This is a genomic window from Lentilactobacillus parabuchneri DSM 5707 = NBRC 107865, from assembly GCF_001435315.1.
In the GTDB taxonomy this organism is placed as follows: domain Bacteria; phylum Bacillota; class Bacilli; order Lactobacillales; family Lactobacillaceae; genus Lentilactobacillus; species Lentilactobacillus parabuchneri.
The window spans coordinates 253,968-276,450 of the sequence record NZ_AZGK01000003.1 but is presented as its reverse complement, the minus strand read 5'-3'; the positions used below and the strand labels follow the sequence as shown (position 1 = coordinate 276,450).

The following is a 22,483-nucleotide window of genomic DNA, read 5'->3' as shown; positions in this document are numbered from 1 at the left end:
CGACAACTATTTAAATATACCACGCTGATTGATTTGAGTCAACAACTTTTTTGAAACCAATTTGATTTGCTTAGTTGTCACTCACAAAACAGCATCTATAAATATATCGAAAATCTCATCATTCGTCAAGCGATTTTTAAAAATCGATCGTAAAATTTTTTTGTCAAACACTAAATTGGTACAGGAACGATTTTGAATGGCTGATCTGGGCAAACAAAAAGCAGAACAATATCACATTGTCCTGCTTGATCGAGCTATTTTAATTCGGGGGCATCTGTCTTGTAAAGACTCATCGTGGACTTGCCACCATTTTTTGCCTCAATACTGGTTGGATGTTGCTTTTGTGCATTTTTCAGGTTCTCCAATGCTTTGGTGTATTGATAGGTGAAGTCTTTACGATCAACTTTCTTGAATCCTTTTGGTGTGTAGAACCGTAACAAGTCACCCCAAATGACACGATCGGATAATGATAATTCAGTCGTCACGTGGTTTTGGATACTGGCAATTTCCATTTTTTGCTTGCCAACCGGGTGGATTTGCTTGCCGGTCTTAGTCAAATAAACATCGCCGCCAACTTTTGTATACTTCGGTGTTACAAAGTCCCCATCTCGGAAAGCAACGCGTTGGTCGTGCTGCTTGGATAACAAATCAGTCCCAAACTGAATCGTATTGTTGTTTTTGTCACCCAGCAAATGCAAGATCGTTGGTAAAACGTCAATTTCGCCACCATACGCGTGGTTAACGCCACCCTTTAGACCTGTCGCGTGAATCATAAATGGAACTTTCTGGAATTGTGCTAAATCATAATCGGTAATAGACTTCTTATGCAACAACTGAGCAATTGCAGGCCGATGGTTATTTGAAATGCCATAGTGATCACCATAAACGACAATCATACTATTTTTCATCAACCCACTCTTACGAAGGTAACTCATAAATTCACCAAACGCCTGGTCCAAGTAATGAGCCGTTTGGACGTATGGATCGACAGTCTTGTCGCCAGTTTTGGTTGCTGGAAAATCAGTATTTTGTTTATCCAACAAATAAGGATAATGGTTGGTTAAGGTAATCAGCTTCGCGTAAAACGGTTGTGGAAGCTGTTGAATGTAACTTGCAGCATCCTTAAAGAAGATTTTGTCTTTCAGACCATAACCGACACTATACGACGGTTTGGTCTTGTAGTACTGAGAGCTAAAGAAATAATCATAGCCCCACGATTTATAGGTGCTGTCCCGATTCCAAAAACTTGGGACATCCCCGTGAAAGGCTGCAGTCGTATAACCCTGTTGGTCCAAAATAGCCGGTGCGGCCTGATACGTATTTTGCGCACCATAAGTCACCATTGCAGAACCCTGCGGTAAGCCATACAGGGAGTTTTCAAGCATCATTTCAGCATCGGACGTCTTCCCTTGGGCAACCTGATGATAAAAGTTGTCAAAACCAATGGTATTCTTGTTATGGAAGAACTTGTTCAGATTAGGCGTAACTTCTCGGCCATCTACTTTATAGTCAATCAAGAATTGCTGGAAACTCTCCAAATGAATGATAAAGACGTTCTTGCCCTTTTCTTTGCCAAAGTACACCGGATTGGCCTTGGCCCGCGAGTGTTTTAGGTACTTCAAAATACTGTCCATATCACTGGCCTTAGCCTTGGACCGGGTTGCCGATTCTTTTTGTGTTTGATAGGCATTGAATGCCGCATACTCATTAAGGCCAAGGTATTTAACGATGTAGTTATTATCAAACGTTCGGGTCAACAGTCCGGAACGATCTGAGCTAGCCAGCCCATACTCACCACCCATTAAAATCAGCGACAAAACAGAAATTAAAAGTGCATAACGTTTCTTAAACGGTTCGGCATCAATCCTGATAATGTGAAATGCCAGCAAAATCACCAAGATAATAATATCCAGAAAAATAAAGAAGTCACTAAAATGAATAATTTCAGCCAGACTCTTGCCAAGATTGTTCTGGACGTTGCCACTACCTTTGATGATCCCAAGCGATAGAAAATCCGAGAATTCCCGGTAGTAAACAATATTGGCAAAAATCCAAATTGTCTCCAGCGTATCAATAATCATCATTAGCCAATACGACAGCCGGCCGCTGAAATAAAGGGCAATTCCAAGCGTCAGTAGTGCCGCAGGAATCGGATTAATTGCCAGGATGAATTCCTGAAGGCCGCCTTTCACCCCCAGTGTGAATTTAGTTTGATAAACGATGTACGTTTTAACACAAAACAAAATAACGACTAGTAAAAAGAAGCCGATCCTGGTATTTAAGAGATTTGAAAATCGATATTTCTTCTCCGTTAACATTCCTGTTCCTCCAAATATTTCTGAAAACCACACATTTACGCCGGCTTATCAGAATCATCAACTTTATCTGGTTTGAGCGCCAGAGCAAACGCCCCGGCAGCCATCCCAAAGTAGTACGTTAAAATCCGCCAAATGATCATCGCTAATACGAGTTTGCTGTTACTGGATATAAAGCTGTGAAATAGCGATTCAAAACTAAATTCAGCCCCTCCTGACCCTCCTGGAATCGGAAAGAGCGAAATGATCATGACGATCATAATGTGAAGACTGGTAACCATAATCACGTTGGCACCGGTCACCCCCAGTGCCAGCATGATGAAATAGGGAATCAGATAGTAAAATGACAGTTGAAAGAAAGTCAACACCACCACTTTTAACAGTAGCTTTGGCTGTCGCCCAATTCGGACACTTTCTTCAAACAGATTATCAATTTTGGCGTACATTGTATCCTGCATCGAATAAAATTTTTCATCCTTAACAAACCATTTAACCGGATGAAATAGCAGTTTAGCTAATTTTTTAGTGAATGTGGGCCAATACATGATTAATAACAGGCCGACAATGACAAAAAAATGAATCAAAAACCCAAAAAGGACAAATAATGCCAGAACCTGTAATCTACTGGCAACAAAGTGAAATCCGATCACCAAGCTGAAAAAAAAGTTAACCACAATCATTGCTTGATAGACCACAAATTTCATCAGCAGCACCGAACTAGCCTTACCACCATCGATTCCGGTCTGAAGCATGACGATCAACTGACCGGGCTGGCCGCCTGAAGAAAAAGGGGTAATCCCATTAAACAATTGCTCAACCAGCGGGACTCGTATGGCATCCTTGAATGTAAAGTGTTTGACCCGATTTGACACTAAAACCTTGGTAATCACACCTTCGATCAAAAGATAGAGACAGATACATAAAAAGGCAACCAATATCCACCACAGATTGAGGGTCAATACATCGTGAATTAATAAACTGAGCTTAACGTCCCTCATTGAGTAGGCAATAATTGCAATCCCAATTAATACCATTGTCAAGAGCGTAATTTTATTATTTCGTGACATGATTAACCTTCCTTAGCTTGCTCATTATAAAAATCGTACCAAACTTTGGCTAAATGGTTTTCAGAATAACGTTCGCTGGCAATTTTTGTTGCAGCTTGCAACTTGGCCAACTTATCCGGATCCAAAAGAAGTTCATTGAGCTCCGTATTCATTTCAGACACGTTGGCTGCGGGGAGATAATAGCCGCTGATAATCGATTGGTAAAGGTCCAAGTCGCGCAGCATGACGGGTGTGTTCGTTGAAAAAGCTTCCAATACCGACATTGGAAAAAGTTCATTATAAGAAGGTAAAAGAAACAAATCAGACATATTATAATACTGAACCATCTTTGAGCGCTCAATAATCCCCGGAAATGCCAAGTTACTTGGTGGGTCCTTGACAATTTTTTCGAGTTCCGCATAGCCTTCGGTAATTTTGCCGAATGAAAAACCACCCGTCCAAATAAATTGGACACCGGGATTTTGTTTGGCCAGCTTAACGAAATCCAAAACACCCTTTCGAGTTTGGATCTGCCCGCTACCAAGAACGGTGAACCGTTTCGGATCGTAGCCATGTTTGACCCGCAATGACGCTTTAGTTGCAGCGTCAACCGGGTAAAACGTCTCTTTGCTGACAAAATTTGGAATATAAGTGATCCGCTCTTTGGGAATTCCGTATTGTTCCAACTTGGGAATAAACGATGGATTGACAACCACAATATGGTCCATCCGTTTATAAAAGGCGATCACATATTTATAAAAAATCGCTTTGAAGGGTTGTGGAATTTTGATGCTTCCCTCTAGTGTTTCAGGGATAAAGTGCACATAGCCAATCTTTCGACCGCGCTTTTTGGAAAATGTTGACAGATAAAAGCTGGGATTAATTGTATGATAGTGGCTAATATCCGCGGGGGCATAGCTGTTTATTTTGATTTTAAAGTCGTCAGGAAAGTGATCCTTTAGCATTCTCACGAGTTCCAAATAAGCACTGCCGACGCCTTGTCCTTTCACCTTATCTGCGGTTGAGAACATATTAATCTTTAACATACAAACTCCTTACAACAAAAATTTAATCAATATTGGTGGTCGCATCTTTTTGAAGTGCCTGTTCAACGACAACATCATGGTAAAAATTAATCACCCGCTTGCCGAAGGTCTCAGCAGAAATTGCGTTGAGCTTGGTCTTCAAAATTTGCTTGGCTTTGGGTGTTTCCACATCAATTTCGTGTTTCAGATACTGTGTCACAATTCCCACAAAATCATCGTCGTGTTCAAACGTCTGACCAAGTGTCTCAGTACTTAAAAGTCCGTTGGTGTAATCACTGGCACTGACGACGACCGGAAGTCCGGCCGCCAGCGCTTCAATATAGGTCAACCCCTGTGACTCCGATTTGGAAGTTGAAACAAAGACGTCGCAAGCCCGATAAAAGGCGTTGACGTGATCATTTTCAACCTCGCCGGTGAATATTACGTGATCATCAAGCTGTTGATCATGCACCTGCTTCATTAGATCATCTTTCGCAGGGCCGTCGCCGACAATCATTAGGACTGCTTTTGGAACCTGCTTGAGAATTTGCGGGAGGTAGTCAATGATTTCTGAAATATTCTTTTCATAAGCCAGACGGCTAACTGAAAGCATCAGCGGTGTGTCCGGTGAAATGTGATATTCGCTTCTGATATCCGTCTTGATTTCTTCCGCGTACATATCAACGTCAATGCCAGTTGGGATGATGCGCATCTGACTTTTGACACCATAATCGGTGAGCTTGTCCAGCACCCGATCACTGGGGGCAACAACGCCGGCCAGATGATAACAAAACGCCAAAGTTCCCTCTTTAACGTGAACTGGTCTCAACAATTTACCATTCGCCACGTAATGCAGGTAGTCTTCATACATCGTGTGATAGGTGTGGATGCAGGGAATATTTAAATTCTTGGCAACAAACTTGCCAATCATCCCCATTGAAAATTCGGTCTGCGTATGCACAATATCCAAGTTTAATTCCTTAGCAATTTCATAAGCTTGAAACAAGCCCCGCACAGCAATTCGCCGGTCGGTAAATGAGATAAATGGAATGCTGGAGAACCTGAAAATATTTTGCTCGTAGGTATCTTTATCAACGTGAGGATCTGTCGTTGTGAAGATATAGACCTGGTTTCCCTGTCGCTCAAGTTCATTTTTAAGGGTCTTAATCGAGGTTGCAACGCCGCTAACCTGTGGAAAATATGTATCTGTAAAAATCCCGATATTCACGGCTGACACCCCTTTCTGGAAAAGTCTGATTCATTTTCTCAAATCGTGAAATACATCATTGCGTGCTTGCCCTACATAGGGGTATAGTCTCACAATCATTGTAATTATATTGGTTTGGTTCTGCTATTGCAAACCGCCAAAACGAAAAGAACAAGCCGTTAATAGACGGTCTGACGCCCTTAACAGCTTGTTCTTTAAGTTATTTATAAATCTATTGGCCGTCATTAAGCGCCTGATGGATGAAGGCAACCACTTCTTCGCTGGTACTGGCCATGGTCAGTGCCTTGTTGGCAAGCGTCACCATTTCCCTGGAATCCAAACGCCGGATCAGCGCCCGGGATTTCAAAATCGACGATGCATTCATCGAGAATTCATCGAGGCCCATTCCGACTAAAATTGGAATGGCCAACTGGTCGCCAGCCATCTCACCACACATGTACGCAGGTAAATGGTTGTCATGACAGGCATCGATAATATTCTTAATTAATCGCAAAACCGCCGGGTTGTATGGTTGATAAAGGTACGAAACGTGACGGTTACCACGATCGGCCGCCATGATGTATTGAATCAAATCGTTCGTTCCAATACTCATGAAATCAACTTCATTGGCAAACTGATCGGCTAAAATAGCCGCTGCCGGTACTTCAACCATAATCCCAACACGGACTGGCTTAACCGGCACCTTTTCACGAATCAGCTTAATTCGTTCCTGATTCAGAATTGTTTTTGCCCGCTGCAGTTCGTTAATCGTCGTAATCATTGGAAACATGATGGACAACTTTCCAAATGCAGAAGCGCGCAATAATGCCCGCAGCTGTGTCCGGAAAATATCCGGTTTATCCAGGCTCATCCGGATAGCGCGGTAACCCAAAAATGGATTATCTTCCTTAGGAACCTTTAGATAAGGTAAATCCTTATCGCCACCAATATCAGCGGTTCGAATAATCACCGGTTTGTGGTCCATCGTCTCCAGAACCTGCTTATAGACCTTGAATTGCTCATCCTCTGTCGGAAGATGATTCGTATCCATATACAAGAATTCCGTTCTAAATAAGCCAATTCCTTCAGCCCCGTTTTCAACGGCCCCTTGAAGATCGTCCAAAGTACCGATGTTGGCAGCCAAAATTGGATGCTTCCCGTCTGAAGAGCTGGTCGTCTGAAAACGCAGATTGGCTAAGCGATTCTGACGTTTTTGGTAAGCAGTCTGTTTTTGAGTAAATTCTTCTTTTTGCGCTTCTGTCGGATTAACAATCACATTTCCGGTTGATCCGTCAACAATGACGGTCTCCCCGTTCTTAATTTCAGAAAGCGAACCGGTGAAGCCAACAACGGCAGGAATTTCTAATGAGCGTGACATAATTGCCGAATGAGACGTCCGACCTCCCATGTCTGACACGATTCCTTTAACGTAAGTCGGTACAAATTGCGCCGTATCACTTGGGGTCAGGTCGTGAGCAATTATAATCACCGGTTGATGAATGAGCGCCGGGTCAACTAATGGCACACCCAGCAAGTGGCTCAAGACACGCTTGGTAACATCATGAATATCACTGGAACGTTGTCTAATATACTCATTATCGGTCATTGAATCAAAGATTTTGATATAACTATCAGTCACCTTGGTCAATGCATACTCAGCGTTCAGCTTATCCTTCTCAATGGTCGACTTAATCCGCTTCAGTAGTTCCGGGTCGGATAAAATCGCCACATGAGCTTTAAAGACCTCAGCTTCATGGCTGCCGAGGTCTTCAAGTGTTTTTTGTTGAATTGTTAAAAGCTCGTCTTTTGAGACATCGATCGCAGCATAAAGCCGCTTAATTTCATCAGAGGCATCAGTAACCGTTCGCTTCTTGAAGCTTAGATCAGGTTCAGTTAACCGAAATGCAGACGCAATCGCAATTCCGTCACTTGCGGCAATCCCCTTAAAGGCTTTCATGAAATTATTCAGTCAGTCCTTCTGCTTTCATTGATTCAGAAATGGCATCAATTGCTTGTTTTTCGTCGTCACCGTCCGCGGTAATTGTAACGGCAGCACTTTGGCCAACACCGAGTGACATCACACCCATAATTGACTTCAAGTTAACAGACTTGTCTTGATATTCAAGTGTAATGTCTGAGTTAAACTTGCTTGCTGTTTGTACCAAAAGTGTTGCTGGACGTGCGTGAATTCCAGTTTCTGCAATGATGTTATATTGACGTTTTTCCATTATTAATCAATCTCCTCTGATAAGACTTTAAATTTTGAAGATGGGACTCAAAATTTAGAATTTTTCTTTACTTAGTTAAGAATAGCAATATATACTGCAAAATACAAGTTTAAACTTAACCGCTTACAAGGTTTAAGATGATTTTTTTTCTGTTTGGTCCCGTTCGTAAATATACGTAATCACGCCACCCTCACTTGCGGTGCCGATAATTCGCTTCCGGTGGTCAAAATTCATGTAGGCGGTTTGAAACGTCATAAACGAATCGGGCCGAACCTCAATCTTGTCAATGTCTCCAGCCTCAAGCTGTCTAAGCAGCTGACTGTAGTCTGGTCGGTCTTGTGTCAAAGAACACATCTCCTTTCAAATGAATAAAAGTTCAATTACTTGATTACAAATAGTGTTGTTGTATAATATTTTCAAAGGTCAAAGTTGGTCAGTAACAGTTTGTCCTTCTTTATCCTTTATTTCTATATTAAAGGAGGAAAGCAATTAATGCTATGTCAAAATTGCCATAAAAATCCCGCAACCATTCATCTGTACACGAACGTGAATGGGCAAAAGCAAACCATTAACCTTTGCCAAAATTGCTATCAACTCCTCTCGAACAAACAAGGTAATACAGGAGGTGCTCAAAATATGGCTCAAGATCCATTTGGTTTTGGTGGATTAGATGACATTTTCCGTGCAATGCAAGGCGGAAACGTTGATCCAACCAATGGTCAACAAGTGCCACCAACCCAACCAATGGGACCCAACAATGGCGGCCCTAATCGCCCACAAAATGGCGGTCAGGGTGGCAATTCACTGCTCGGTCAGTATGGTATCAACTTAACGCAACTTGCAAAAGACGGCAAAGTTGATCCCGTCATCGGTCGAGATAATGAAATTCAACGTGTCATTGAAATCCTGAATCGACGTACCAAAAACAACCCGGTTCTCATTGGAGAAGCCGGTGTGGGTAAAACTGCTGTTGTTGAAGGCCTGGCTCAAGAGATTGTCTCAGGTAACGTTCCTTCCAAACTTCAAAACAAGCAAATTATCCGCCTTGACGTGGTTTCACTTGTTCAAGGAACGGGCATTCGTGGTCAATTTGAACAACGAATGCAGCAGCTAATCAAGGAAGTTCAAGACAACCCGGACATCATCCTGTTTATTGATGAAATCCATGAAATTGTCGGTGCCGGAAATGCTGAAGGCGGTATGGATGCCGGAAATGTCCTTAAGCCGGCTTTGGCTCGGGGCGAATTCCAGTTAATCGGTGCTACGACTTTAAAAGAATACCGTGATATTGAAAAGGATTCAGCACTTGCACGTCGTCTTCAACCCGTAACGGTCGATGAACCAAGTCCTGAAGAATCCGTTAAGATTCTAAAGGGAATTCAAAAGCGTTACGAAGATTATCACCACGTTAAGTACACCGATGACGCAATTGAAGCAGCCGTTAAATTATCCGATCGTTATATTCAGGATCGGTTCTTACCGGACAAGGCGATCGACTTACTCGATGAAGCGGGTTCCAGAAAGAATTTGACCATCAATGCGGTTGACCCACATACCGTGGATGAAAAAATTCAAAGTGCTGAAAAGCAAAAGCAGGCAGCCCTTAGGAGCGAAGACTACGAAAAGGCCGCTTACTATCGGGACCAAGTTACCAAGCTCGAAAAAGCCAAGAACACTGACAATGTTTCTTCAGCAGATACCCCACAGGTCACTGCGAAGGATATGGAACAAATTGTCGAAGAAAAAACTGAAATTCCAGTTGGCGAATTACAAGCCAAAGAACAACAGCAGCTTCGTAATTTAGGCCCTAACCTTGAGAAACACGTGATTGGTCAAGACGAAGCCGTGGAAAAAGTTGCCCGGGCAATTCGTCGTAACCGAGTTGGTTTCAACGGAACGGGACGTCCAATTGGCTCATTCCTATTCGTTGGCCCTACCGGAGTTGGTAAGACCGAGTTAGCTAAGCAATTGGCTTATGAACTGTTTGGCTCGAAGGATTCGATGATCCGGTTTGACATGTCTGAGTACATGGAGCCGCATTCAGTGGCCAAGTTGATCGGTTCGCCTCCTGGCTACGTTGGGTACGAAGAAGCCGGTCAGTTGACCGAACAAGTTCGTCGTCACCCATACTCATTGATTTTACTGGATGAAGTTGAAAAGGCACACCCTGATGTTCTTCACATGTTCCTGCAAATTCTTGACGACGGTCGTTTAACCGATAGTCAGGGCAGAACTGTTTCATTCAAGGACACCATCATCATCATGACCAGTAATGCCGGTCAGGGTAATGCGGAAGCCAACGTTGGGTTTGCTGCTGCGGCAAGCGGAAAGACTCATTCAATTATCGACAAGTTAACCGACTACTTCAAGCCGGAATTATTGAATCGGTTTGACGATATTGTTGAATTCCACGCATTGTCAAAAGACAACCTACAAAAGATTGTTTCGCTGATGATCGACGACGTCAACAGCATGCTTAAGCAACAAGGATTGGTCATCAACGTGACCGACAAGGCAAAAGCCAAGTTGGTTGAGTTGGGATACAATCCGGCAATGGGTGCTCGTCCACTTCGAAGAGTTATCCAAGAGCAGATTGAAGATAAAGTTGCCGACTTCTACTTGGATCACGAAAATGCTGCCACATTAACAGCTGACGTGGACAGTAAGGGCAACATCGTTATCAAGGCACCTGGGCAAGCACAAGCCCAATCAGCGCCAAAACCCGACTCAAACAAGACTGATAAGTAATTTGAATTAAATCGTGGTTTTACAAACCAAAGGTCCGAATAAAACGACATGTTTTGTTTGGACCTTTTTTGGTTTCAGCTATTCCCCAACTGAATTGGGGATTAAATAGCGGGTTTTGATCGACAGATATTTTTGGAAACTAACTTTGAGAACCGTCCACCAAGCTCAAAATTAAGGTCAAGTTATAAAAGTTTGGGCAATTTTTGATTTGAATGTCTTTGTCCAATCACCGACTATGCTATAATTTTCAGTAGAACAGTTCAGAACGGAGCGTTAAGTAATGAAGTTGATGGGTTGGCTTAAACAACAATTAAATATATTTGTGTCTCCGCGTTCCCATCGTTATTCAGGTCGGCGAGCGCATCGACGTGATTACCACTTAAAAAAGCGTCGGCGGCATGTTGATGTCGATTCACTTGCGGATGCCCAGCCAGATGCTCAATCTGACGTTAAACCGGTCACAGATGACTCAGATGGGTTAATAGGTGCGTCAACCCACACCCCAGATCCAGTTGAAACCCTTAAAATCCAGTCACACGTCACTTTCTTTTATCTGGATGAGGACGACAACCCCATCAAAGCCCCTGATATTTTAAGCGGCACCACGGGCGAGCGATTTTCACTCCAACTGCCCCACTTTGACAATTATTATTTGGTGACGATTACCAACTTTTCAACCTACTTTGAAGAGACGGATCAACGCGTCACACTCCGATACGCCTTAAAGGAAGGATTACCCGTCCTTGTCTATTACCTGGATATTGATACCGGTGAATTTCGTCATCAAGTCACGATTCATTCGGGAAAACTCGGTCAATCTTTTGACGTCGAGGAAAAATCCATTCCCGGATACCGCGTTATCAATAGAACCGGTAAGACCTATGGCCTATTTGATAAACAAATTCACAGAATTATTTTTTATTACCGCCGAAAAGACTGGCAGACTGTCCAGCCAGTTGAATATTACGTCCGTTTAAAAAAACGACATGTTGTGTTCAGCGAACCAAATGGTCACGAATTACAATCCAGCTTGCCAGCAAACGCCGTTATCAAGATTTTTGCCCGCATTGAAACAACTGATCATCAAAACTGGTTAAACATTGGCGGCTTTGAGTGGATCAAAAACAGCGACTTGGAGCCAAGTGATCCACCAATTAATCACTTTCTGCCGCCAATTACCAAAACTTCCAGAAATCCGGTCATGTGGTTTGGAACGATTGATTTTGTTTCCGACCAATCGGTGGATGTCTTCGATAAGCCTTACGGATCCCGAGTTGGTCAGTTGATGGCTGGCAGTCGAGTATCGATCAAAGCTCGCATTATCGATGATCAAGGACTGATTTGGTACGAGTTGGCAGATCAATCCATCATCTTTAACAAGTATGTCAACGTTGATTCTTAAAAAACCATTGGTTGTTGGTTAAAATGTAACAATACCAAGCAATTGATGAAGCTAAATGTCCTAATCGAGTTTGTGATTACGCAAACCGATTAGGACATTTTTTAACATCCGAAGTAAACGTTCAATTGAAGCGTCCGAACAGAAAAATTGAAATCAAGCTGATCAGTATGAAAGCCGCCGCGAACGCAATCATCATGATTGCCTTTTGTATTTTATCTTTTCCGAGAACTCGCTTTGTTCGTTGCGTTTCAACCTCACTTTCGGCTACGTAGGCCACAATTTCAGAAAATGTTTTGAGGTCTTGGCGGTTTTTCAAGCGTTCGAGCTTAAACGAGCTCAGTAACATGATCGCAAAACAAATAATCGGCAGAAAAACCACGGTTGTCGATTCTTCAAAATAGAACACCGGTCCAATCGAAATAGCGCCAATCATCGCAGCGATGAGCATGATCAATGTATAGACAGACATTGCCCGGTTTACTTGTTTATTGGACAACTTATCTTTCATAGCCTCCAAATCTCCTCTAATGAGTTCATCCACAGAAACGTCAAAAAGAACACTCAACAATAAAATATTTTGAATATCAGGATACCGTTTATTGGTTTCCCAATTTGAAACGGTTTGTCGTGACACATAAACTTTACGGGCCAATTCTTCTTGAGAAAGGTTCTGAATTTTTCGGTAAGTTTTAATTTTGTTTCCAATGTCCATTTCCTCAACCCCTTACTGAAATTATACCTGAATAAGAAAATATAATCTGTCATCAAAGTTAATCACCCAGCTAAAATTACCCATGTAAACAAACTTTGACACGACAGACTTCAATATTTGGCCTCAGGAGGAAAATTTCACAAAAAAAGCACAAACCGCAATCGCGCAGTTTGTGTTTTTTGATTTGCTATTTTATTAAATGATGCCTAACTATTACAGATTTTTATCCATATTAAACGTCAATTTGGACAACGTCAGGCCCTTTTCAATCAATTGATGATTGAACTTCTCAGTGGCAATCCGCATCATTTTAACGACATCGTGATTTTGGCCAGTCAAGTAATCCGTTAGTTCCTGACCCTTCAACGCCTGGCTTTCATCAATTGCATTTTGAACGTGTCGGCGCAACTGTTCCTTCATGTCGGTTAAGAAATCGACATCATCTTGGATAAATTCAGAATAGTGCGATTCAACCAACATCGACAGCTTACGATACATCCAGTAGGCGCTGACGTCATCGCAATGAACCGGCGTGTTGGCGTAGGTATCGTCGGTGTCGGTCGCATTGGCAAAGAACGGGACGTATGGTGAAAATGCCGGCACACCAAAGCATAACCACATAATCGCGTTACTATTATTATCAACGTCATTGCGAATTTGGAGGACATGGGAATTTTGGGTCCGGTTCATTGAAATCGGCCGGAATAACGTCTTGGTCGCCTCATTTCCGCGACTAAACGGATCGTAAGGTGTTTCATTGTAGTGAGACCCTAAGATGTATTCCACATCTTCAACACTGATTTTATGATCAGTATGACAAATAAACGGCAAGTCTGATGAGGTCGGTGACTGCTCAATTTCAGGGTTCAAATACTTCTGGCCAAACCAAACGCGTGGTGTGTTGTAATGGCGGTCCTTTTCGTTATCGGTTCCAAAAATATGACGGAAGTTAAACCCTTCCTTGTCAGTATTCAAGTGATACTTCTTAACAAATTTTTGAATGCCATCGGAGTACATAAAGTTGTCGGAATCTTTAAAATCAACTTGCTGAATTGCAACCTGGTTGGCAGCAATGGCATACGCGTCGTCTGGAATCCGTTGGGCAACCCAATGGTGACCAGTGACGATTTCCATATACCAAACTTCATGCTTGTCACTAAATAAGACACCGTTGCCTTCAGGTGACCCATATTTTTTAATCAGGTCGCCGAGATATTTGACACCATCGCGGGCGGAGTCAATGTATGGCAGAACCATGGACTGCAGTGAATCTTCAGCCAGGCCATCCTTAACCAGCGGATCAAACGCCAACGCCCGTTCATTTCCATAAACACTTTCGGTAGCACTCATCGCAACGTTTTTTTCGTTAAAGCCACTTTCGGCATAGACCCCTTCTTTGTCAACTTCGACATTTGGCGTCAATGAGTAGCGATACGCTTTCTTAGGAAGTGGTGCCTTAAACCCGTTTTGGTTGGATGCCCATTCGCCTTCTTGATGATCATTGGCCGGCTCAACGTAAAAACGCTGAGGGGTCAGTGGCAGGAATGTATCGTCATTTCTGGCAATCATCGTCGATCCGTCAATGGAAGCCTTTTTGCCGACAAGAACGGTTGTACATGCTGATAAATGTTTGGAAGCCATTGTCATATCTCTTCTTTCGAAATTTAAATTATAGTTTAGCGGTTAATTGAACATCTGGATATTTGTCCTTGAACCAACGCAGGGCAAATTCGTTTTCAAATAAGAATAACTGATTGCCGGCGCGATCCTTGACCAATAAGTTTCGTGATGACGACATCTTTTCGTCCAGTTGCTCAGGATCAATCCAGCGGGCAATTTTATGGCCCATCGGATCCATGTTAACTTCAGAATTATATTCGTTCTGCATTCTGAACTGGAACACTTCAAACTGCAGCTGACCGACTGCCCCCAAAATATAATCATTGGTGGTATAGGATTGATACAGTTGGACTGCGCCTTCTTGAACCAATTGGTCAATTCCCTTATGAAATGACTTTTGTTTCATGACGTTCTTTGCAGAAACGCGGACAAATAGTTCTGGTGTAAATTGTGGCAGCTTTTCAAAAGCGACTTTTTTCTTACCAGAATAAATGGTATCGCCAATCTGAAAATTACCGGTATCGTATAACCCGATAATATCGCCGGCAACAGCGGTTTTAACGTTCTCCCTGGTATTGGCCATGAACTCGGTCACATTGGATAGCCTCAGCTTCTTTTGCGTCCGATACAGGTTGACGTCCATCCCCTTCTCAAATTCTCCGGAACAAACCCGAACAAAGGCAATCCGATCCCGGTGATTGGGATTCATGTTGGCCTGAATTTTGAAGACGAAGCCCGAGAATGTCTCGTCATCTGGTTGAACAACGTCCCCATCTTCCGTCTTATGTGCACTCGGTGCCGGTGCGTACTTCAAATAGGCGTCAAAAAAAGTCTTGACCCCAAAGTTAACCAACGCGGATCCGAAGAATACAGGTGTCATATCTCCGGTCGCAATTTTGCCTTCATCAAATTGATTACCGGCCATATCCAAGAGGTCAATGGCGTCCTTGGCATCTTCAAACTGCTCGTCTTCAGCCAATTTCTCGTTGTTGATCGGATTGTTATTGTCATCCAAATCAACAATTTCCGATGGTTTATTATCTTTGGCATGATTATAGAGTTCCACGTTATGATTATAGCGGTCAAAAATCCCAGTCAGAGTCTTTCCCATGCCGATCGGCCAGTTCATTGGGTATGCTTCGATTCCCAAGACGTTTTCCAGCTCGTCAATCAAGTCCATCGGTTCACGACCGTCGCGATCGAGCTTGTTCATAAACGTAAAAATTGGAATTCCCCGCATTTTACATATTTGGAATAGTTTCTTGGTCTGCGGTTCGATTCCTTTGGCAGAGTCAATGACCATGACAGCTGAATCAACGGCCATCAAAGTCCGGTAAGTATCTTCCGAGAAATCCTCATGACCCGGGGTATCCAAAATGTTGATTCGTTTACCGGCATAATCAAACTGCATCACAGAACTGGTAACCGAAATACCACGTTTCTGTTCAATTTCCATCCAGTCGGATTTGGCATAGTTGCCGGTCTTTCTGGCCTTAACCGTTCCGGCCGAGCGAACAACGCCCCCGAACAAAAGCAATTGCTCCGTGATAGTCGTTTTACCGGCATCAGGGTGAGAGATAATCGCAAATGTCCGCCGGGTACTGTCTTCCTTTTCTAATTGTTGGGTATTCATATTTACTTCCTTTCAGACGAGTCAATAACTAATTAATTTTAACACGTTTTGGCCTTGACTCCTAGAACCCTCGCTTCATTCAAACAAAAAGGACTCATGCCATAGAAGTCCCACACAAGTCCTCGTAAATCAAATGATTCAGTTGCTTACATGCCACTTTCAACCTGGTGCATCACGTAGTTGACAACTTTTAATGAACTTAAGCCATCGTTAATCGCACAGAAACGATTGTAAAAGTTCATAAACTTCTCATTGGCAGACATATCGGGATGGGCCAGCGCATGGTCAATTTCTTCAAGGAGCTGCTTGGAATTGTTGGCAATCTTTCCGGGCAAGTCTTTTTCATAGTTGAGGTAGAATCCCCGGAGTTCTTCCTTGTACAAATGATAGTCGTAAGGGTAGAACAGAATTGGCCGTTTCAAGTAGGCGTAATCGAAGAAAACAGATGAGTAATCAGTGATCAAGAGATCGGAAACCAGGTACAAGTCACTAATATTTGGATAATCTGAGAAATCATAGACAAAGTCTGAATACTCGGAGATATCCAACGCATTTGAAATGAGATAATGCATTCTCAAGACTAGGACAGTGTCATCGCCAAATGATTGACGGAAATCGTCAAGATTAAATGGCAGTTCAAAGGTATACTTCCCCTTTTCGGCAAACTGGTTGTCCCGATAAGTCGGTGCGTACATGACCACTTTCTTATTCAGTGGGATTCCGAGTTGTTCCTTGATGGCGTTAATATCTTCCTTTTGAGTATTAATCAATTCATCGTTCCGTGGATACCCAATCTTTAAAATCTGGTTGTTGAAGCCAAAGGCCGAACGGAAAATCTGCGTTGAGTAATCATTTGGTGAAACCAGCGCATCCCAACGGTTTGCTTCTCGAACAAAGTTCTTGTGATACTTGGCCGTCGTAGTCCCCGGCATTGAAACATTTTCAATATCCAAGCCAAGCTTTTTAAGCGGTGTTCCGTGCCATGTCTGGATATAAGTCACGTAGTTCGGCTTCTTAACCCAAGTTGGGAAGCGGGCATTGCTAATCCAAAACTGTGATTTTTCCAAAACCCGGACCCATTTGTTCGTCCGACGGATCACATAGGCAATCTGATTCTCCTTACAAAATTTCTTCTGTGAGCGGTCAATTGACCAGATCATTTTGATGCCGGGATACAACGTTTTGAAAGTCTTATAAATTGCAAACGGACTGTCACTAACCTGACGACCCCCAAAGCTTTCAAAAATAATCGTTGTGTTCTCATATGGTGAGTGACCAGATTTGAACAAGAAACGCATTCGGACCAAGTTCAGCTTATCTTGAACCATGCGAATCACATCAACCACGGTTGACGCTTTGCCGCCCGCAGCCCCGAGCTTTTCAAAGACTGAAGCGCCTTGGAATTCTTTGACCAAAATGCCATTGTCAAAGCGCTTCTCAAGGGTAATCATACGGTTGCCGGGTTGTTTAATTTCAGTTGATTGACCTGCCAGAGATTTGGAGATAATCAAACGCTGCTTGATTTCTTTTCCGTTTAATTCATATTCAATGTAAAGCTCACCAACTGAATTCTGAGGAATATCCGTGAGTGGGATCGCTACCGTGAACATTCCCTCAAACAACTTTTTGGTGACCGGGTATTCCAATTTCCCGGCCGTTGTATGATTTTTAAGAATAATCCGCTGGTTCTTGATAATGGTGCCGTTAATCTTGTTGTAGCCAGTGATTTCCAAGTTTTGATCGGTCAAGTTGACGGAGTTAATCATAAATTCCTGATCGGATTGATGTGTCCGAAGGTTGAATAATGCCATCCCCTGCGCATCACTGTTAAATTGATAATAACTGGTGAGCTCTAACTGGTGGCGATCACTTAAATATTCACTTTCAACCTGGATAACGCTTTTGTTGGACAAACTATTGTGAATCAAAAAGATCTGCCATTCAAATTCAGTTTGATCTTCCGATTCAAAATGAAAGTCCTGCGCATCAATATTGACCCGGACAATGTTGTGGGTCAAGATCTTGCTGATCGGCTTCATGATTGATGCCAGGCTATTTTTTTCGACAAACAAAAAGTAGGCGTTTTCTAGTGAAGCCGAAACGTCCAGCAGTTCGAATTCCAGAACCTGTTTTCCCTTTTTTTGATGGACTCCTGATAATATCGCTCGCAATTTGATTTCCCCTTAATAATTAAAGATTCGTTTTCCAGGCAGGTACTTGGATGCATCGACAATGTTATCAATATCAATATACGTCCGGGCATCCTTAATATCCATGTTCAATAAGACCTGGTGATAAAAGGCGTTAATATCGTCATAGCGATGATAATCACTGTACGACAGTGCTTTGGTAAACGTTGACCGCCCTTGTCCTTCAAACGTTCGAAGCATCTCGTCGGTATTATTGGTTTTTTCATCGACCAATTCAGACAGATCTTGCGGAGCGGCAATAATTGAGCTTTGCGTCACACTGTAGGTGACTTTTTGATTTTTAATGTAGTTGGTGAATCGGTAGACGAGCTGCCCCTTGGCATTCAAAAGCAGACTTTCAACCAGATTGTCATCTTCAAACTTTTCGATTCCAAATAACTGATCTTGGTGATCATAGGTGTTGATCTGAATAACCCGACTGGATTTGTCAAATAACAGTGTATGTAGTCTAACGGCGTCATCCCCAAATAACGTTTCCGCAACAATGTCGCCATCGTCATCAATATACCTGGTTAGTGGTAATTTGCCAAGGTGGGCATCATAGGCTCTTAGATCATCGAGCGAAGGGTTTAAGAAATCGCCTTGCTTTAAGTCGATGCCTTCGTGATCCGCATAGATGTCCGCCAATGAGATCAACCGCACTGCCGGTCCGGCTGCCGGTAAATCAAGGCGGGTAAATTCACGTTCTGCCTGCCAAATTTCATCAAAATCAGTCATTGCCAAAAGGACAACGACTTGAAAATCCGTTGTGAGTAATGACATTAACTGCTTTTTAAAGGTTGCTTTTCGAATACCTTGAATGGATGTTACCAAAAAGATTGCTCGTCCCATAATTTCCTCCTGAATAATCAACTGCAAATGGGACAAAGGGCCCCGCGCGTCCTGCACGGCCAATATTTTTTCGAATCAACTATCCGAAAAATGACGGCCGTGCACCCGACGCGGCCCCTTTGCCCCACGTTCATGCGATATCACCATTGAGATTAAAGGGGCTGGCGGCAAAACATGAGTTTTGTCCCAGCCCCTTTTGAGTCACGAATGCTACCAAGCTAAAACGTGCGCCAAAAAGCAGCTCAACTCGGTCTTTATGCTTGCCAATCCTTAGTGTCGGTAAGACCTAAGTCTTCCTTGATCTTGGTCGTGGAAATGCCTTCGGTTCGAGGCAAATAAACAACTTCGCAATAGTCCTTTAAGAAGTCGAATTTCCCTTTCCAGTCGTCACCCATGACAAAAACGTCGATATCGCGATCTTGAACGTCGTGAATTTTTTGGTCCCAGTTGGTTTCCGGAATCACTTCATCGACGTATTTAATGGCTTCAAGAATATACTTTCGATCTTCGTATGACGTGTATGCTTTTTTACCCTTTTCAGCGTTAAACTCATCTGACGACAAGCAAACGGTGAGGTGATCACCAAGTGCCTTGGCACGCTTTAATAAGCGGACGTGGCCCTTGTGCAGCAAATCAAACGTCCCATACGTTATTACTTTTTTCATACAATCTCCTACTTAATCAATACTTTGAATGTTAGCTTAAAATAAACACATCTTAAATAGTAGCATAATCACGGTCAACGTCAATGTTTATTAAAGATAATTAACGTTTTTGTGTTATTCCAGCTGGTAAATATTATACAAGTGAACCACAATCACTTTTACCACAGCGTACAAAGGAACGGCTAAAATCATCCCCATCAACCCGGCAATGTTTCCGGCAGCCAACAAAATAATAATGATGGTCAGTGGATGAATTTCCAGCGACTTGCCGATCACGTTCGGATAAACCAGATTACCGTCAATTTGTTGAACGATTAAAACAACCACGATATTCCAGACAACTGACCAAAAGCCACCGTGAGAAAATGACACGATTAAGGCGGGTGCAATTCCAATGTAAGGTCCAAGGTATGGAATGATATTGCAAATTCCGGCAATCACACCCAACAACAATGCGTATGGCGTGCCGATAATCACATACCCAATCGCCGTGAAGGTCCCGACAAACAAACACTCGATCATCTGACCGGAAATATATTTGGAGATGGTGTGACTCATTTTACCTAATAAATCCATCGTTTGTTCACGGTGACGTTCGGGCAAGATATTCTTGATGGTCGGTGCCAGCCGATAACCGTCCTTAAGCATATAAAACAGGACAACCGGAACGGTTACGGCAATAATCACCACGTTGGCTGCCGCTGAAATGATCCCGCCTAACCCGGTCGTCACGCTGTTAAAGATCGTCTCGGCATACTTATTGACGTTGCGGGATAGTTTGTCTGTCATCGACGTAAGGTCAATGTTTTTCAAAAATGTTTGGGAATTGATTCCCTTAAACATCTTGTCAACTAACTGTTGGCCCTGTTTGGCAGCGTCCGGTAACTGGTTGGCCAACGTGATTAACTGATTGACAATCTTTGGAATAAACACCGTTGCGGCAAGTGCGACCAGCCCCAAAAGCAGCAAAAATACCAGGGTGGTCGCCCACGTCCGGGTAATATGGTGCTTGCCAAAGCGAACCTTCGTCAATAAATTGACAATCGGATTCAGCATATAAAACAAAATGCCGGCCAGAAGAATTGGAATAAAAACCGTCGAAAAGAAGATCGCAATTGGCGAAAACATAAAACTGATCTTGGTACAGATCCAAATAATCGCAACCACAATCAAAATTTCTAATGACCAAAACATGAGCGGAGATTTTTTTAATCGTTCGAGCATTTGTAGGCTCCTTACGTTTTTACTTTAGCACTGATTTTTTACTTATAAATTTCATTGTATCATAAAACAAAAAATGACCAGTGCAAAAATTGCACCAGTCACAAGAAGAATTCCTCATTGATTCTGACGAGACAACTCTAAGTATCGTTCATACCAAATGGCAATAAATTCTTTTGAGAACGGGCCCTTTTCATTTTCGATCCAGTCCACCAAAATTCTCACATTGCGTTTTAAGATATGATCGATCTCCGGTCCATAATTCCAACGCTTGCTAAATTCCAGATACTCATCGGCATCCAGTAATTTTCGCCTGCCGTCGGGGAAAACTTTGACATCCAAGTCATAATCAATATATTTTAACGCCTCTTTGTCAAGAACGTATGGGGAGGCCAAATTACAATAATAGGCAATCCCGTCGTCTCGAATCATCGCTACGACGTTAAACCAGTAATGTTTATGAAAATAAACCAGTGCCGGCTCTCGCGTTACCCAATGACGCCCGTCATCTTCGGTAACCAATGTATGATTATTACATCCAATCAGTGAATTTTCGTTTGTTTTTAATACCATCGTATCTCGCCAAATACGATGCAAGCTGCCATCATGCTTATAGCTTTGAATCGCAATGAAGTCTCCTTCTCCAGGTAATTTTTGAAGTCGTGGCATTTGAATACCCACTTTCTGACTAAGCTAACAGCATCGATTGTTACCAATCCATTTGTCATTATATCAGAGTGCGCATTAATATCGAAATTATTTTATTCAGTCAGTTTGGCAATGGCGATGGTGATGTCGTCCATCAAGAACCCTTTTCTAAAAAGCGCCTGTTTGGTCTTTTGGGTGCGTTCATATGGCTGCAGTTTGGCGTATTGCCGAAAGTACTTAGCGGCCACTTGATCAATCACGTCATGATCTTGTTCTGCCATCTCATCGGTATCGGTTTGGTTGATAATCTCTTCGATGTCCCCATACGGAAAGCCACGGCGCATCAGGAGTTCCTTGGTCTTGTTAAGGGCCATTTTGGCTGAATCACGTTTGTAGCGTTTCAACTGTTTTTCGGCAACTTCAACGCCAATTTCAATCACATCATCTGCCGAATAGTAATGGTCAAGTGCTGTTTCAACTTGATTGGCAGCAACCCGTTTATCCTTTAGATGACGGCGGATCCAATCCGGGCCATTCTTACGTTCCCGGACAACCGTCCGCACATAACTGTCGGCGTATCGTTGGTCGTCAATCAAATTTTGATCGACTAAAATATCAATCACTTGATTAATGGCCTCCGGATCGTCTGATAAGTCGGCCAACTTGTCTCTGACTTCGTACTCGGTTCGCAGGTTGTGGGCCAAATAGTTCAGTGCGCGACTATGTAATTTGGAAATGTTATCGGCGTTTTTTAGCTTGTCAATCAGCTGATCGTCAACTTCCATGCCCTTGAAGACCCGGTATTTAATCAAGACTTCTTCACTGATTGGAAATGCGTATTGACCGTCAACGTAGACGTTAAAACGACCCTTTCGCTTCTGCGCTTCGATTTTTGTAATTGTGTTTGCCATGAAAAAACCTTCCTTGTGGCGTGATTGAAATTCACTTTGACTTTTCAATTTGGTATACTGA

Annotated in this window: 18 protein-coding genes; 2 read left to right on the top strand and 16 right to left on the bottom strand. The window is 42.7% G+C overall.

Going from position 1 to position 22,483, the window contains the following annotated elements; all coding sequences use genetic code 11:
• Positions 1-254: 254 nt before the first annotated feature.
• The 7 genes from FC51_RS05235 to FC51_RS05205 form a co-directional block, all read right to left on the bottom strand.
• The gene (locus FC51_RS05235; RefSeq protein ID WP_057911099.1) at positions 255-2,318 is read right to left on the bottom strand and encodes an LTA synthase family protein; all 2,064 of its coding nucleotides are present in this window, start codon (positions 2,316-2,318) and stop codon (positions 255-257) included.
• A 35-nt stretch (positions 2,319-2,353) separates the two neighbouring features.
• A complete protein-coding gene (locus FC51_RS05230; protein WP_057911098.1) occupies positions 2,354-3,382 on the bottom strand; it encodes a lysylphosphatidylglycerol synthase transmembrane domain-containing protein in 1,029 nt (342 codons plus the stop codon).
• A 2-nt stretch (positions 3,383-3,384) separates the two neighbouring features.
• Positions 3,385-4,407 (bottom strand): glycosyltransferase family 4 protein, encoded by a 1,023-nt coding sequence (locus tag FC51_RS05225; protein WP_057911097.1) that lies wholly within the window; start codon positions 4,405-4,407, stop codon positions 3,385-3,387.
• 22 nt (positions 4,408-4,429) lie between these two features.
• A complete protein-coding gene (locus FC51_RS05220) occupies positions 4,430-5,614 on the bottom strand; it encodes a glycosyltransferase family 4 protein (protein WP_171031853.1) in 1,185 nt (394 codons plus the stop codon).
• Between the two features lie 211 nt (positions 5,615-5,825).
• On the bottom strand, positions 5,826-7,550 hold the full coding sequence (gene ptsP / locus FC51_RS05215) for a phosphoenolpyruvate--protein phosphotransferase (RefSeq protein ID WP_057911095.1): 1,725 nt from the start codon (positions 7,548-7,550) through the stop codon (positions 5,826-5,828).
• Between the two features lie 4 nt (positions 7,551-7,554).
• Positions 7,555-7,821 carry a phosphocarrier protein HPr gene (locus FC51_RS05210; RefSeq protein WP_057911094.1) on the bottom strand — a complete coding sequence of 89 codons (267 nt, stop codon included), beginning with the start codon at positions 7,819-7,821 and terminating at the stop codon, positions 7,555-7,557.
• Between the two features lie 132 nt (positions 7,822-7,953).
• Positions 7,954-8,166 carry a hypothetical protein gene (locus FC51_RS05205; RefSeq protein ID WP_225355055.1) on the bottom strand — a complete coding sequence of 71 codons (213 nt, stop codon included), beginning with the start codon at positions 8,164-8,166 and terminating at the stop codon, positions 7,954-7,956.
• Between the two features lie 147 nt (positions 8,167-8,313).
• Between FC51_RS05205 and FC51_RS05200 the strand changes: the two genes are divergently transcribed.
• Both FC51_RS05200 and FC51_RS05195 read left to right on the top strand, forming a co-directional pair.
• Positions 8,314-10,569, top strand: coding sequence for an ATP-dependent Clp protease ATP-binding subunit (locus FC51_RS05200; RefSeq protein WP_057911092.1), 2,256 nt, complete (start codon positions 8,314-8,316; stop codon positions 10,567-10,569).
• 280 nt (positions 10,570-10,849) lie between these two features.
• A complete protein-coding gene (locus tag FC51_RS05195; protein ID WP_057911091.1) occupies positions 10,850-11,971 on the top strand; it encodes a MucBP domain-containing protein in 1,122 nt (373 codons plus the stop codon).
• Positions 11,972-12,092: 121 nt separating this feature from the next.
• Here FC51_RS05195 and FC51_RS05190 read toward each other — a convergent pair whose 3' ends face one another.
• The 9 genes from FC51_RS05190 to recX all read right to left on the bottom strand — a co-directional run bounded on the left by FC51_RS05190 (position 12,093) and on the right by recX (position 22,422).
• A complete protein-coding gene (locus FC51_RS05190; protein WP_057911090.1) occupies positions 12,093-12,683 on the bottom strand; it encodes a helix-turn-helix transcriptional regulator in 591 nt (196 codons plus the stop codon).
• A 213-nt stretch (positions 12,684-12,896) separates the two neighbouring features.
• The gene (locus tag FC51_RS05185) at positions 12,897-14,324 is read right to left on the bottom strand and encodes a C69 family dipeptidase (protein ID WP_057911089.1); all 1,428 of its coding nucleotides are present in this window, start codon (positions 14,322-14,324) and stop codon (positions 12,897-12,899) included.
• Between the two features lie 28 nt (positions 14,325-14,352).
• Positions 14,353-15,936, bottom strand: coding sequence for a peptide chain release factor 3 (locus FC51_RS05180; protein ID WP_057911088.1), 1,584 nt, complete (start codon positions 15,934-15,936; stop codon positions 14,353-14,355).
• A gap of 146 nt (positions 15,937-16,082) precedes the next feature.
• Positions 16,083-18,107 carry a CDP-glycerol glycerophosphotransferase family protein gene (locus tag FC51_RS05175; RefSeq protein ID WP_057911087.1) on the bottom strand — a complete coding sequence of 675 codons (2,025 nt, stop codon included), beginning with the start codon at positions 18,105-18,107 and terminating at the stop codon, positions 16,083-16,085.
• A 12-nt stretch (positions 18,108-18,119) separates the two neighbouring features.
• Positions 18,120-18,977 (bottom strand): hypothetical protein, encoded by an 858-nt coding sequence (locus FC51_RS05170; RefSeq protein ID WP_057911086.1) that lies wholly within the window; start codon positions 18,975-18,977, stop codon positions 18,120-18,122.
• 254 nt (positions 18,978-19,231) lie between these two features.
• On the bottom strand, positions 19,232-19,642 hold the full coding sequence (tagD, locus tag FC51_RS05165) for a glycerol-3-phosphate cytidylyltransferase (RefSeq protein WP_057911085.1): 411 nt from the start codon (positions 19,640-19,642) through the stop codon (positions 19,232-19,234).
• Between the two features lie 114 nt (positions 19,643-19,756).
• A complete protein-coding gene (locus tag FC51_RS05160) occupies positions 19,757-20,866 on the bottom strand; it encodes an AI-2E family transporter (RefSeq protein WP_081037570.1) in 1,110 nt (369 codons plus the stop codon).
• 114 nt (positions 20,867-20,980) lie between these two features.
• Positions 20,981-21,532 (bottom strand): nucleoside tri-diphosphate phosphatase, encoded by a 552-nt coding sequence (gene ntdP / locus FC51_RS05155; RefSeq protein ID WP_057911084.1) that lies wholly within the window; start codon positions 21,530-21,532, stop codon positions 20,981-20,983.
• Between the two features lie 92 nt (positions 21,533-21,624).
• Positions 21,625-22,422, bottom strand: coding sequence for a recombination regulator RecX (gene recX / locus FC51_RS05150; RefSeq protein ID WP_057911083.1), 798 nt, complete (start codon positions 22,420-22,422; stop codon positions 21,625-21,627).
• Positions 22,423-22,483: the final 61 nt, after the last annotated feature.

Coding starts and splice junctions, on each gene's coding strand:
- FC51_RS05190 (WP_057911090.1), bottom strand. CDS start 12,683: ATGGACATTGGAAACAAAATTAAAACTTACCGAAAAATTCAGAACCTT.
- FC51_RS05230 (WP_057911098.1), bottom strand. CDS start 3,382: ATGTCACGAAATAATAAAATTACGCTCTTGACAATGGTATTAATTGGG.
- ptsP (WP_057911095.1), bottom strand. CDS start 7,550: ATGAAAGCCTTTAAGGGGATTGCCGCAAGTGACGGAATTGCGATTGCG.
- FC51_RS05210 (WP_057911094.1), bottom strand. CDS start 7,821: ATGGAAAAACGTCAATATAACATCATTGCAGAAACTGGAATTCACGCA.
- recX (WP_057911083.1), bottom strand. CDS start 22,422: ATGGCAAACACAATTACAAAAATCGAAGCGCAGAAGCGAAAGGGTCGT.
- FC51_RS05225 (WP_057911097.1), bottom strand. CDS start 4,407: ATGTTAAAGATTAATATGTTCTCAACCGCAGATAAGGTGAAAGGACAA.
- FC51_RS05235 (WP_057911099.1), bottom strand. CDS start 2,318: ATGTTAACGGAGAAGAAATATCGATTTTCAAATCTCTTAAATACCAGG.
- FC51_RS05200 (WP_057911092.1), top strand. CDS start 8,314: ATGCTATGTCAAAATTGCCATAAAAATCCCGCAACCATTCATCTGTAC.
- FC51_RS05160 (WP_081037570.1), bottom strand. CDS start 20,866: ATGCTCGAACGATTAAAAAAATCTCCGCTCATGTTTTGGTCATTAGAA.
- FC51_RS05180 (WP_057911088.1), bottom strand. CDS start 15,936: ATGAATACCCAACAATTAGAAAAGGAAGACAGTACCCGGCGGACATTT.
- tagD (WP_057911085.1), bottom strand. CDS start 19,642: ATGAAAAAAGTAATAACGTATGGGACGTTTGATTTGCTGCACAAGGGC.
- FC51_RS05170 (WP_057911086.1), bottom strand. CDS start 18,977: ATGGGACGAGCAATCTTTTTGGTAACATCCATTCAAGGTATTCGAAAA.
- ntdP (WP_057911084.1), bottom strand. CDS start 21,532: ATGCCACGACTTCAAAAATTACCTGGAGAAGGAGACTTCATTGCGATT.
- FC51_RS05195 (WP_057911091.1), top strand. CDS start 10,850: ATGAAGTTGATGGGTTGGCTTAAACAACAATTAAATATATTTGTGTCT.
- FC51_RS05185 (WP_057911089.1), bottom strand. CDS start 14,324: ATGGCTTCCAAACATTTATCAGCATGTACAACCGTTCTTGTCGGCAAA.